This window comes from Mesorhizobium sp. M0938, from assembly GCF_040319125.1.
GTDB lineage: Bacteria > Pseudomonadota > Alphaproteobacteria > Rhizobiales > Rhizobiaceae > Mesorhizobium > Mesorhizobium robiniae.
Map to the genome: position 1 here is coordinate 1 of NZ_JAMYNS010000015.1, position 12,417 is coordinate 12,417.

14 protein-coding genes are annotated in these 12,417 nt (G+C 63.0%); 5 read left to right on the top strand and 9 right to left on the bottom strand.

Features of this window, described 5'->3' with window-relative positions:
* Positions 1-138: 138 nt before the first annotated feature.
* The 3 genes from NKH73_RS23605 to NKH73_RS23615 all read right to left on the bottom strand — a co-directional run bounded on the left by NKH73_RS23605 (position 139) and on the right by NKH73_RS23615 (position 3,195).
* The gene (locus NKH73_RS23605) at positions 139-1,152 is read right to left on the bottom strand and encodes a substrate-binding domain-containing protein (RefSeq protein WP_352936776.1); all 1,014 of its coding nucleotides are present in this window, start codon (positions 1,150-1,152) and stop codon (positions 139-141) included.
* Positions 1,153-1,258: 106 nt separating this feature from the next.
* Positions 1,259-2,167 (bottom strand): sugar phosphate isomerase/epimerase family protein, encoded by a 909-nt coding sequence (locus NKH73_RS23610; RefSeq protein ID WP_352936778.1) that lies wholly within the window; start codon positions 2,165-2,167, stop codon positions 1,259-1,261.
* On the bottom strand, positions 2,164-3,195 hold the full coding sequence (locus NKH73_RS23615; protein ID WP_352936780.1) for a Gfo/Idh/MocA family protein: 1,032 nt from the start codon (positions 3,193-3,195) through the stop codon (positions 2,164-2,166). The genes NKH73_RS23610 and NKH73_RS23615 overlap by 4 nt, the downstream gene beginning before the upstream one ends.
* Before the next feature lie 192 nt (positions 3,196-3,387).
* On the opposite strand from NKH73_RS23615, the gene NKH73_RS23620 reads away from it, so the two are divergent.
* Together NKH73_RS23620 and NKH73_RS23625 are read left to right on the top strand one after the other, a co-directional pair.
* The gene (locus tag NKH73_RS23620) at positions 3,388-4,413 is read left to right on the top strand and encodes a LacI family DNA-binding transcriptional regulator (RefSeq protein WP_352936782.1); all 1,026 of its coding nucleotides are present in this window, start codon (positions 3,388-3,390) and stop codon (positions 4,411-4,413) included.
* A gap of 129 nt (positions 4,414-4,542) precedes the next feature.
* Entirely contained in the window at positions 4,543-6,015 is a 1,473-nt protein-coding gene (locus NKH73_RS23625) for an MATE family efflux transporter (protein WP_352936784.1), read from the top strand.
* 9 nt (positions 6,016-6,024) lie between these two features.
* Here NKH73_RS23625 and NKH73_RS23630 read toward each other — a convergent pair whose 3' ends face one another.
* Together NKH73_RS23630 and NKH73_RS23635 are read right to left on the bottom strand one after the other, a co-directional pair.
* The gene (locus NKH73_RS23630; protein ID WP_352936786.1) at positions 6,025-7,212 is read right to left on the bottom strand and encodes an MFS transporter; all 1,188 of its coding nucleotides are present in this window, start codon (positions 7,210-7,212) and stop codon (positions 6,025-6,027) included.
* Between the two features lie 220 nt (positions 7,213-7,432).
* Complete coding sequence (locus tag NKH73_RS23635) at positions 7,433-7,714, bottom strand: hypothetical protein (protein WP_029351415.1); 282 nt, start codon at positions 7,712-7,714, stop codon at positions 7,433-7,435.
* Between the two features lie 134 nt (positions 7,715-7,848).
* On the opposite strand from NKH73_RS23635, the gene NKH73_RS23640 reads away from it, so the two are divergent.
* On the top strand, positions 7,849-8,715 hold the full coding sequence (locus tag NKH73_RS23640; protein WP_352936788.1) for an SDR family NAD(P)-dependent oxidoreductase: 867 nt from the start codon (positions 7,849-7,851) through the stop codon (positions 8,713-8,715).
* Between the two features lie 3 nt (positions 8,716-8,718).
* On the opposite strand, the gene NKH73_RS23645 is transcribed toward NKH73_RS23640, so the two are convergent.
* From NKH73_RS23645 to NKH73_RS23655, 3 genes are all read right to left on the bottom strand, one after another.
* Entirely contained in the window at positions 8,719-9,147 is a 429-nt protein-coding gene (locus NKH73_RS23645) for a low affinity iron permease family protein (protein WP_352936934.1), read from the bottom strand.
* Positions 9,148-9,230: 83 nt separating this feature from the next.
* Positions 9,231-9,872, bottom strand: coding sequence for a DapH/DapD/GlmU-related protein (locus tag NKH73_RS23650; RefSeq protein ID WP_352936790.1), 642 nt, complete (start codon positions 9,870-9,872; stop codon positions 9,231-9,233).
* A gap of 108 nt (positions 9,873-9,980) precedes the next feature.
* Positions 9,981-10,475 carry a CreA family protein gene (locus NKH73_RS23655; protein ID WP_502893920.1) on the bottom strand — a complete coding sequence of 165 codons (495 nt, stop codon included), beginning with the start codon at positions 10,473-10,475 and terminating at the stop codon, positions 9,981-9,983.
* Between the two features lie 206 nt (positions 10,476-10,681).
* Between NKH73_RS23655 and NKH73_RS23660 the strand changes: the two genes are divergently transcribed.
* Entirely contained in the window at positions 10,682-11,257 is a 576-nt protein-coding gene (locus NKH73_RS23660) for an SCO family protein (protein WP_352936794.1), read from the top strand.
* A gap of 62 nt (positions 11,258-11,319) precedes the next feature.
* Complete coding sequence (locus tag NKH73_RS23665) at positions 11,320-12,192, top strand: 50S ribosomal protein L11 methyltransferase (protein ID WP_352936935.1); 873 nt, start codon at positions 11,320-11,322, stop codon at positions 12,190-12,192.
* Between the two features lie 36 nt (positions 12,193-12,228).
* On the opposite strand, the gene NKH73_RS23670 is transcribed toward NKH73_RS23665, so the two are convergent.
* Positions 12,229-12,414 (bottom strand): hypothetical protein, encoded by a 186-nt coding sequence (locus NKH73_RS23670; RefSeq protein ID WP_095483353.1) that lies wholly within the window; start codon positions 12,412-12,414, stop codon positions 12,229-12,231.
* Between the last annotated feature and the right edge of the window lie 3 nt (positions 12,415-12,417).

Consider the following 12,417-nt stretch of genomic DNA (forward strand, 5'->3'; position numbering starts at 1 on the left):
CCCCCTCCTGTTGTATTTCGTTATCCGCCGCTGTTCTTGTTGGGGTGCGCCCTGGCCAACCCTCTTTTTTTTTCCGCCCGGCTGTGCCCGCCTGGCCCCCCCGCGGCGGTTCAAACCCCGGCCCGGCGGCTTGGGAGGTCAGCGCAACGCCTGCTTGGCGAGCTCGGCGACGATCTCGTAATTCTCCGGCGTGACGAAACCGGCGCCGGTGTCGACATTCATCGGCGCCAGGCCCAGTACCACCTGCTGGCAGAGGCTGAGGATCGGCAGATAACCCTGCAGGAAAGGCTGCTGGTCGGCCGTCAGTTGCACCCAGCCGCCCTTGAAGCCTTCGACGATCTGCGGGCTGGTGTCGAAGCCGAAATTGAAGATATCGCCCGCCTTCCTGCCCGCCGCCTGCATGTAGGTCGGGACATTGCCGAGCATCTGTCCGCCGGGATAGCCGACCGCCTTGACATCAGGATTGTTGAGCAGTGCCGCCGTGATGACCGGAATGGCCAGATTGGGGTCGGAAGCCCATTCGCCGCTTGGCGGCGAAGAGAGCTGTATAACCTCGACGCCCGCTTCCTTGAGAGCAGCGACAGTGCCGCGCTCGCGCGCGCCGCGGCTCTCGTTCTCGAACGGGCCGATCATGATCGCCTTATCGCCGGCCTTGAGCCCCGCCAGTTTGAACGCTTCAGCGCCGAGCGCGCGGCCTTGCTGCTCCTGCTGGGCGCCGACATAGCCGCCGCCGAACGCCGCGACCACTTTCGGCACGGGCACGTTCTGGTACATCATCTTGATGCCGTCCTTATGCGCCTGTTCGGCCAGCGGCATGATCGAGGCGTCGCCGGGATGGCCCATCATGGCGATACCGCCGGGCTTGACCGCGACCGCCTCGCGCAATTGCTGCACCATCTTCTCGACATCCCACTGGGAAAAGATGTAGTCGACCTTCGGGCCGAGATCGGCCGCCGCCTGCTTGGCGCCATTGTAGACGATGGTGCCGAAGGCGTCGCCCTCGGCGCCACCGACGAAGAAGCGGATATGGACATCCTTGCACCATTGGGCGTCGAGTGCCTGCGCCGGCAAGGTGGAGATTGCGGCAGCGAGCGCCGTGGCGGCCGCCACGACGATCGAGCGCAGAACTGTCGTTCTCATCGCGATGCTCATGCACTTATCCTCCCATTGTTCCCTCGCAAGCCGAGGGGTTTCGACGAATGCTTCGGCCTTTTTCGCCGCAATACTTCGCTGACCGGCTCCTCCCGCCGGCTCATCCTCAAACCGGGTTCGGCAGATACGTCGCACCTCCCCGGCATTGCTTGAGATAGTCGAGCGCCCGCGCCTGTCCGGTGATCTCGAGATCGCCGCGATAGACCGGATCGTGCCAGCCCTCGATGTCGATGGCGCCCTTGTAACCGGCCAGCCGCAATTCGCTGATCACCCGCGTCCAGTCGCTGTCGCCGAAGCCCGGCGTGCGCATCTGCACGAATGGCAGCCGGCCGAACACGCCATGCTCGCGGATCACATCCCAGCGCACCGTCGCGTCCTTGCCGTGGACATGGAAGATGCGCGGCGCCCATTTGCGGATCTGCGGCATGGGATCGATGAGATAGACGAGCTGGTGGCAGGGCTCCCATTCGAGGCCCAGATTCTCATCGGGCAGTTCGTTGAACATCAGCTCCCAGGCGTCGGGATTGTGGGCGATGTTCCAGTCGCCGCTCGCCCAGTTGCCGTCCATCGCGCAATTCTCGAAGGCGATGCGAACGCCCTTGTCGGCGGCGCGCTTGGCCAGCTTCCCCCAGACCTCGCGGAAGCGCGGCAAGCTGTCCGTAAGCGGCTTGCCACGGATGCGGCCAGTGAAGCCGCTGACCATCGAGGTGCCGAACAGATGCGCATTGTCGATGATGGTCTCCCAGGCCTCGAGCACGCCGTGATCGACATCGCCGCTCTCCAGCGGATTGCCGAACACGCCGAGCGACGAGACGATGACGTCGGCATCGCCGATGGCATCGCGGATTTGACCAGCGAGCCTTGGCAGATCCTTGCCGCCCAGTGTCTGCCAGAAGAAGGGCTGGATGCTCTCGAAACCGAGCGGCAGGATCGCCTTGATGTAGGCTGCAGGGTCGTCGAGATTGGCCCGCACCATGGTGCCGATCCTGATGTCGAGAAGCGGGTTTGGCGTCATTGTAAGTCCTGTGCGATCGCCACGCGGCGCCCGGTCTCAGCGCTCTCTATCGCGCCAAAAACCATGGCCAGGCTTTTGATGTTGTCTGAGCCGCGCGTTTCCGGCTCGCTGCCGGTTTCGACGGCGTGCATGAAATCCCTGATGATGCCGAGATGGCCGTCGACGCGATCAGCGGGATCGAGGGGCGGCACGACGACCGGCTCGGTCTTGTCGAAAAGCCCATCGCGAACCGGCAGCGCGACCTCTGCCTTCAGATCGTCATGGCCATCCCAGATCAGGCTGCCGCGCTCGGCGACGATGCGCCAGCTACCTTCCCAGCTGGTGCGGAAGCCGGCAGCGCACCACGAGCCGGCATAGGTGAACAGTCTGCCGCCGCCGAGATCGAAGACAGCGCTGGCCGACGACCCCTGCAGGTACCAGGAAGTGGCCGGCTCCCATTCCTGGCAATAGACGCTCACCGGCTCGCCGCCGACCATGTAACGAGCCGCATCGAACGTGTGGATCGCCATGTCGAGCAGCAGGACATGGGCCATCTCCTCGCGAAAGCCGCCGAAATGCGGGGCGACGAAGAAGTCGGCATGGATGCTGGTTGGCGCGCCGATGGCTCCGGAGGAGAGAAAGCGCCTGATACGCCTGATATTGGCGACATAGCGGCGGTTCTGGACGACAGCGTGGACGCGCCCGGCTTTGCGCGCCGCCTCGACGATGGCGCGCGCGTTGTCAGGACTGTCGGCCAGCGGCTTTTCGGTGAGCAGATGACAGTGATGCGCAAAGGCCGAAAGCGCGACATCGCGCCGGGCTGCGGGAACCACGACATCGAACACCGCCTGCGGCTTGGTTTGGTCGAGAACGGCGTCAAGGCTGGTTCCGATGATGGCGCCTGAGAGCTCGTATTCGTGCGCCCGCGCCTTCGCCCTCTCGGCATCGAGATCGACAAGGCCGACAATCCTGAGCCCTTCAACCTGCCTTGCGGCATCGAGCCATTGCTTGCTCATCGCGCCGCAGCCGACCAGGACGACATCCATCATCCGACTCCTCCCGTTCGGTCCCTCCAGACCGAAGTCACGGCATTCACGGCATGGCCGTAAACGTTTTTCCGTAAACGTTTACGACAACATACCCGATGACGTAGAATGTCAATTGGCGGTTCGCGAAAAACCGTCTTTATCCTTGGCCTGTGCGGCTGCCGGTGCTAGCCAGGAAAGGGGGAGACCTGTCCTTTGGCGTCCAGCATTCACGACCTTGCACGTCACCTGAACATTTCGATCGGCACCGTGTCGCGCGCGCTCAACGGTCGCGCCGACGTCAACGCCGATACACGCCAGCGCGTGCTCGATGCGGCGGCAAAGCTGAACTATTCGCCCAACCAGTCCGGCCGCAGCCTGCGGCGCGGCTCGACCCATTCGATCGCCTTCATGCTGCAGCCGCATCCCGGCGATCAGCAATATGGCGAGCCCTTCTTCATTCCGTTCCTGACCGGGCTGCAGGCGAAACTTGCCGAAAGCGGGCTCGACCTGATCGTCGTCATGGGCGCGCCGGGCGACTATCAGCAGGAGCGCCTGCGCCGTGTCGTCGAGACGCGCCGGGCCGACGCCGTGGTGCTGGCCTGGACGCGGCGCGAGGACGAGCGCATCGATTATCTGACCAGCGTCGGCTTCCCCTTCGCAACGCTCGGCCGCAGCCGTTCCGGCGGCAAGTCCTATCCCTCGCTCGACCTCGATTTCGAAAAGGCCGGGGCCGACGCTGTCGATCGCCTCGTTGCGCGCGGCCACCGCCGCATTGCCGCCATCCGCCCGTCGCTCGACCTCAACTTCGGCTACCTGTTCTTGGCCGGCTACCGCAAAGCGTTGCGGCGGCACGGCATCGAGGTCGATCCCGAACTGATTGCGTCCGGTTTCATCAACGAGGCCGGTGGCTACGAGGTGACACCCGGGGTGATGAATTCCAAGGACCCGCCGACCGCCATCATCTTCAACAATGACGCTATGGCGCTCGGCGGCTGCAAGGCGCTGGTCGAGATGGGCATCAAGCCGGGGCACGACATCGCCGTGATCGTCATCGTCGACACCCCGCTCTGCCGCTACTTTTCGCCGGCACTGACCGGCTTCCGCCCTCCCCTGGAGCCGATGGGACGACGGCTCGCCGAAATGCTGCTGGCCTCGATCCCGGCCTATGCCGGCGAGGAAGGCCCGCGCACCATCCGCGAAGTCTGGCCGCTGGAGCTGATCGCGCGCGATAGTGATTGATGGTGCGGCCGGCCTTGCGGGTAATGCCTTCGCTGCGGGGTAACTGTAGCCTGGAAAGAGATGCACAGGGAACAGCCCTGCGATATCATCGCGGCCTGATTCATATGATCTTTTGCCGAGCTGCCTGCCATGGACGACAAGATGCCCGCGCCCCGGCGGACCGGCGATCTCACCAGCGGCCCGATACCGCGCACGCTTTTGCTGTTCGCGCTGCCGGTGCTCGGTTCCAACGTGCTGCAGTCGCTCAATGGGTCGATCAACGCCGTCTGGGTCGGCCGCTTCCTCGGCGAATCGGCGCTGACGGCCACGTCCAACGCCAATCTCGTGCTGTTTCTCATCCTCGGTACCGTGTTCGGCATCGGCATGGCAGCGACCATCCTGATTGCGCAAGCGGTCGGCGCGCGAGACCTGCCCGAAGCGCAGCGCATCGTCGGCACCAGCGCCACCTTCTTCTTCGCCGTCTCGGTGGTGCTTGCGGTCTGCGGTTGGATCTGGGTCGACGCCATCCTCAATGCGCTGGGCACGCCATCAGATGCTTTGCCTCTGGCCCGCTCCTATCTGCGCATCATCTTTGTCGCCGTGCCGATGATGAACCTGCTCTCCTTCGTCATGACGGTGCTGCGCGGCGCCGGCGATTCGCGCACGCCTTTTATCTTCATGGCGCTGGCGGTCGTGCTCGACATCATCTTGAACCCGCTGCTCATCCGCGGCTTCGGCCCGTTCCCCGAACTCGGCGTATCGGGATCGGCCACCTCGACGCTGATCGGCCAGACGGTCAGCGTCATCGCCATCCTGGTCGTGCTCTATGCGCGCAAGCATCCGCTGCGGCTGGCCGGCGCCAATCTCGCGCTGCTGCGGCCGGACCCGAAATTGCTGCGCATCGTCGTCCTCAAGGGTGTGCCAATGGGCCTGCAGATGATCGTGATCTCGGCCGCGGCGCTGACGGTGATGGGCATGGTCAATTCCTACGGCTCGCAGGTCGCGGCCGCTTACGGTATCGCCGCGCAGCTCTGGACGTACGTCCAGATGCCGGCGTTGGCGATCGGCGCCGCTGTCTCCTCGATGGCCGCGCAGAATGTCGGCGCCGGGCGCTGGGACCGCATCGGCCGCATCGCCATGTCAGGCGTTGCCTTCAACCTCGTCCTGACCGGCGCGCTGGTCGCGCTGCTTTTCGTTTTCGACCGCCCGGTGCTCGGCCTCTTCCTCAGCAGCGACAGTGCCGCGATCGACATCGCCGCTCACATCAACAATGTCGCGTCTTGGTCCTTCATCCTGTTCGGCGTCACCATCGTGCTCTTCGCCACGGTGCGCGCCACCGGCGCGGTGATGCCGCCGCTAATCATCCTGGTGGTCTCGGTGCTTCTGGTGCGCACCAGCTTCGCCTATTTCTTCCGAAGCGTGATCGGCGAGGAAGCGCTGTGGTGGAGCTTTCCGGTCGGCTCGATCACCTCGCTCGCGTTGGCAGCAGCCTATTACCGCTTTGGCCGCTGGCGCACCATGCACATGATAGAGGACAGGCCCGCAGCCGGCGAGCCGCCGGACACTGGTCTCGGCGTGCCGCGCCAGCGCGCGCATCTCTCGCCCGAGACGCCGAACGGCTGAACCATCGGCTCACCGCGCATATCTGGCTCCGAATGCGAGCGCCACCAGGGAAAAGAGGGTAATCATGCCGGCAAAGGCCAGGCTTGCCGTGGCCGGGCTTGTCACTGTCGACAGGATCCCAATACCGATGACCGGCAGCGCATTGCCGCAAAAGCAGCAGATAAAGAAGGCTGAGACCACTTCGGCGCGGCGGTCGGCCGGCGCGATCTGGTTGACCACCTGCAGGCCACCACGGTAGCCGAGCGCTGCCGCGACGCCGCAGAACGCAGTCGCGGCAGTCATGATCGCCATCGAAGCGAAGACCTGCGCCGCTACGATCAATGCGACGGTCGGGATCATCAGGACAAGTGCTGCAAGCATGGTGCTGCGGCTCGAAAGCCGCGTTGTCGCCAGTATGGTGACGGCAGCCACGATCGCCAGTTCGAAGAACAAGGCGCCGGCTTCGGCATGGTTGGTAATATGGAGCTGCTGCGCCAGGATGCTCGGTGCAAGCGCCGCGTAGAAACCGACCAGCGCCATGGCGCCGAAGCCGGTTACCGCGGGCGCCACGAAACCGGTGCGGATTTCACCAGGCACCGAGAGCCGTGGTTGCATGGAGACATCGGCCAGTTTTCCCGGTTGTGAAATGGTTTCCCGCGTCCGCCAGACCAGCACCGTTACAACGGCGAGCACCGCCAGATAGACGGCGAATGTCAGCCTGAGCGGCCACGGCGCATATTCGGCGAGCAGTCCCGCCGTCACCGCGCCAAGGCCTAGACCCAGAAAATTGGTGCTGGTGGCAATGATGGCGGCGCGTGACTTGTCTTCGGCTGCGACCAGCTCGGCAAGCCAGGCGGTGCCGGTTCCCGCACCGACGCCTATTCCTAGGCCGCTCAGAATCCGCGCGATGTCGAGCCACGCGACATTTTCGGCGAACAGGAAAAACAGCGCACTGACGCCCGCCACAATCATCGCCGCCAAGGCGGCCGGCCGGCGGCCGATGACATCGGATAAGCGCCCGAACATCAACAGCGCCGCCAGGTTGCCCACCACATAGACGGCATAGACCAGGGTAAGCGTGATCTGCGAAAAACCGAACGCCTGTTTATAAATGACGTAAAGCGGCGTCAGCACCGTGCTGCCGGCGAAAAGAACCGCAATCATGGCAGCAACGGCACATATTGCGGCGGCGCCGGCGAGTTCGTGATCGCGCGTCATGGCTGGGCATTGACCGTCATTTCGACCTCCTACTGTCCGGGATCGCGACGCCAACGCCTTTTCACGCCATGGGTTCCCTCTGCCCGGACCTGCTCCTGACAGGTTCGGCGCCCTGACCATGGTTCTCTATGTCGCCCTGCCAGACTTCCGCGCCAGTCGCTAGGCGTCATGCTTTATGCTGGTTGCCGTGCCGGACAGCAGATCAAAAGCGCCGGCGTTCCTATCCCCGCATTGCTTTCAGCTTCTCCGCCACCGAGGCTGCAAGATCGGCATAGCGCTCCTCCAGCCGCTCGGCCGCCTTGATCACCGAAAAATCATGGCCGAATTTTTCCAGCGCCATGCGCAGCTTTTCAACGAACTCCGCCTGTTTTTCGAGCGCTGAAAACAGCGTCTTCACTTGCGCTTCGCTGATGTCGGGATTGGCAAGCATTTGCGGCACTTCGCGGCTCATCTGGTCGCCGGTAGCGGTCTGTTCTTTCAGGATCTCGATCCAATCGGTCAATTAGCAAATCTCCTTTTTGTCAGGACAGCATGCGCAGCGCCTGCCGATGCGGTCAACCCGAGGACGCCAAAGCGGGCTTGCGCGGCGCCCTCGCCGCGTTAAGTTCTGTACAACTCGAAGAGGACACCATTGCCATGACCACCGACGCCGAAATCCAGAGCGCTTTGCCTGCCCTTGCCTCCGGCAACGTTGCCGTCATCACCGGCGGCGCCAGCGGCATCGGCCTTGCCGCGGCCAAACGATTCGCCGCCATGGGCATGAAAACCGTCATTGCCGACATCGGCGGCGCGCGCCTCGATCAGGCCCGGCAAGCGCTTGCCGCGATCGGCGGCGACGATGCCGTTCGTGCCGTTGACGCAGACGTTTCCTATATCGACGATGTCGACCGGCTGGCGGATGCTGCCTACGCTGCCTTTGGCGCGGTTTCAGTGCTGATGAACAATGCCGGCGTCGGCAACAATCCCGGCAAACCGTGGGAAAACCGCGTCGCCTGGAGAGAGCTGATGGATGCCAATTTCTGGGGCGTCGTGCATGGTGTCCAGGTTTTCGCACCGCGCATGCTCGCGGCTGACACGCCGGGTCTGATCATCAACACCGGCTCCAAGCAAGGCATCACCACGCCGCCCGGGAACCTTGCCTACAATGTCTCCAAATCGGCCGTGAAGACCTTCACCGAAGGCCTGGCGCACGCGCTGCGCAACGAGCCGGGCGCCCATCTGTCGGCGCATCTGCTCATCCCGGGCTTCACCTATACGGGTCTCACCGAAGGTGCGACCAAAAAGCCGGCCGGCGCCTGGACAGGCGAGCAAGTCATCGACTTCATGCTGGCCTCGCTGATGCGGGGCGACTTCTACATCCTGTGTCCTGATAACGAGACGACGCGGCCGATGGACGAAAAGCGCATGACCTGGGCGATCGGCGACATCGTCGAGAACCGCCCTGCCCTGTCGCGCTGGCATCCGGACCACAAGGACGCTTTCGCGAAGTTCATGGAAAGCTGACGCTTACGCCGCACGTGTCTTCGAGCCGCGCTTTCGCGCAACGACTTTCTTGACCGCCGCATCGGCGATCTTCTGGTCATGCCGTTTCGCCGCCTGTTCACATGTTTTGCGGATTTCCTCGACTTCGGATTCGGTCAGGTGCTCGATGCCGATAAAAGTATTGTGAGCTTCGCCGACCCGGATCAGCTCATCGAGTTTCGTCTGGATCGCAGTACCGTCGCGGTTCTGGGTGTTCTGGATGAGGAACACCATCAGGAAGGTGACGATCGTCGTGCCGGTGTTGATGACGAGCTGCCAGGTATCCGAAAAGCCGAAGAACGGCCCGCTTATCGCCCAGGCAACAATGATCAGAAAACAGACGGCGAATGTCGACGGCAGACCGGCAAGATGGGCAACGTAGTTGGCGATCTTCGTGAAACGCTTCTCGATCATGGCAACAGTAACAACCGACAACCACTCCGGGTTCCCTTGCAAGGAGGGATTTCACTGATGTAACCGGGCACGCACCCGCAAGATCAGGGAGTTTCGTTTTCCCAGCGGTCGAGGAAAACCTCGATCGACAGCGCTTGCATGTCGGGGATGGCCTTGGCTAATTTTTCGACCGGCCAGTCCCACCAGGCAAGACGTTCGATCCGCGCGGCGATGTCCGCCGCGAAGCGTTGGCGCAGTTGCCTGGCCGGAACGCCGGCGACAATCGCATAGGCAGGAACGTCGCGCGTCACCACCGCATTGGCGCCGATGATCGCGCCATTGCCGATGGTCACATCAGGCATGATCACCGCGCCATGGCCGATCCAGACATCATGACCGATGCTGACGGACTTCGCCCGCCGCCGTTCCCGAAAGCCCGCGTCGACGCCCAGCCAGCGAAAATACTCGTTCGGGCGGTAGCTGACCTTGTGCTGGGTCAGCCGCTCAATCGGATGCTCCAGCGCGTTGATGCGGCTGTTGGCGGCGATCGAACAGAACTTGCCGATGGTCGTGTAGATCGCCTCGGCGTGGCGCTCGAAATAGGAGAAATCACCCACTGTGACTTCACGCAAGATGACCCGCTCGCCGATCGAGGCATAGCGTCCAAGTTTGCATGCCTTCAACTCCGCGGTCGGGTGGATGCGCGGCTCGGAATCCTTGGGGACAAGATTTTCAGGACGGTCCATTCCAGCGGCTTTACGTCAGCGCAATTGCTCCTGCAAGGCGGGAGCAATTGTCGCGTCGCCGATTGGTGCCGCAAGCGGGACCAATCGTCCGTCACCTGTTGCCAGAGCCTATTTCGGCTTGCCGTTGGTCCACACCACGTTTTGGCCATAGAGCGGCACGGTGGTGACCGACATTTTCGCTGAACCGTCCTGCACCTGGCGCGAGTGCGACAGATAGATCAGGGTCTCATTGGCTTTATCATAGATGCGGTTCACCACCTGCTTCTTCCAGATCAGGCTGATACCTTGCTTGAATACCTCCTCGCCGGCCTCGCTCATGTCGATGTCGCCGATAGTGATCGGCCCGGTCTGGCGGCAGGAGATCGAGGAATCGGACGGATCCTCGAACCAATTGCCCTTCTGCAGGCGATCGATCACGCCACGGTCGAAATAGGAGACGTGGCAGGTCACGCCCTCGACCTTCGGGTCCTTGACCGCCTCGACGATGATGTCGTTGCCTAGCCAATCGACGCCGACCTTGCCCACCTCCTGGGCGACGGCCGCACCGGCACCGATGATAAGGCATGCGGCCAAAGCGCCGCCGATCAGTTTTCGCCCAATCAGTCCTTGCAAGGAAGCCTCCTGCGGTTCGAGTTTTGCCGACCTCAGGTGGGACGGGCGGCAGCGCTTTGCAAGCGGATCACCTTTTGACAGAAAGCCGGTTGCGGCAACGCGACATCTTTGCGCGCACGAGATCAAACCGTTAAGAGTGTTCGCCGAACAGACCCTGCGCCGGTACGGCGCCAATGAAATCACGACGGACACCAACGATGATGCGTTCAATACTGGTCGGCATTCTCGTCCTGATGGCAGCAGGCATCGGCTGGCTCACCTTCGACTGGTACCGCGGGCACTATGGCGGCGAGCCGTTTGGCGCGCCGTTCACGCTGGTCGACCAGAAGGGCGCTCCGGTCACCGAGGCTGCCTTGCGCGGCCACCCCAGCGTCGTCTTCTTCGGCTTCACCCATTGCCCGGAGGTCTGCCCGACCACGCTGTTCGAACTCGCCGGCTGGCTGAAGACGATGGGAGATGACGGCAAGAACCTGCGCGCCTATTTCGTCTCGGTCGACCCGGAGCGCGACACGCCCGAAATCATGAACGCCTATATCAGCAACTTCTCCGACCGCATCCTCGGCATTACAGGCGAACCGGACAAGGTCCACGCCATGGCCAAATCCTTCGGCATCTATTCGAAGAAGGTCGATACCGGCAACGGCGACTACACTATGGACCACACCGCGTCGGTGCTGCTGCTCAATGCCAGGGGCGATTTCGCCGGCACCATCGCCTACGGCGAAAGCTCGGACACTGCCATCGCCAAGCTCAAGCGGCTGGCGGAAGGTTAGAGCATGACCCCGAAAAGTGGGACCGGTTTTCGGAAAAGATCATGCTCAAGCAAGAACATCGTTTGACCCAAACGCGGCTTTATTTCACCACTGGAAAAATCGAGGCCGACCGTATCTTCGCGGCGTTCGAAGCAGCCTTCGAGGACGAAGGCCTGCCGATTGGCGTGCTCGAAGTCGATGAGGATCGCGACATCCACGAAGTGTCGCTCTACGCCGACGGCGATGTCGATGCCGTCGAGGCACGCGTGAACGAGATTCTTGCCGGGCTAGCCCTGTCGAGACCGATTGCGCGGGAGCGTCTGCCCGATATCGACTGGGTGACGCGTTCGCTGGAGGGATTGAAGCCGGTGCGCGCCGGCCGTTTCTTCGTTCACGGCGCGCATGACCGCAGCAAGCGCCGCAGCGGCGAGCTTGCCATCGAGATCGAGGCCGGCCTCGCCTTCGGCACCGGTCATCACGGCACCACCGCCGGCTGCCTTGAAATGCTGGAAAAGGTTGTGCGGCGCGAGCACCCGCGCAACGCGCTCGACCTCGGCACCGGTAGTGCCGTACTGGCCATCGCGGTGGCCAAGCTCGCCCGCATCCCGGTGCTGGCGACCGACATCGACCCCGTCGCCGTAAACGTCGCCGCCGCCAACGCACGGCTCAACCACGTCAAGGCGCTTGTGGAAACGGTGACCGCGCCAGGCTTCCACCACCCGATCTTTGCCGCGCGCGGTCCCTTCGAGCTCATCGTCGCCAACATATTGGCGCGGCCGCTGATGCGGCTGGCACCCGAAATGGCCGGGCATGTCGTCTTGGGCGGCTCGATCGTGCTATCAGGCATCCTCGACCGGCAACGCGACGCGGTGATCTCGGCCTATGTCGGCCAGCAGTTCCGCCATGTCAGGACGTTGCATCGCGAGGGCTGGGTGACGATCCACCTCAAACGGTGAGGCCCAGCACTTTCAAACGCAAGGCCGACAATTCGCTCAGACGTAGGGCGACCTTGCCGCCTTCCTCAGCTCTTCGCGATCGTAGCCGTGCGCTTTCAGCGTTTCGTCGTCAAAGCCAAGCAGAACCCCGCTCACATAGCGGCTCGCTTCGCGCTGGCGCGCTTCGATGAGAGCGTTCATGGCGCTTCGGAAAAATCCGCGTCTGGCTGAAATCGTGGACATGAT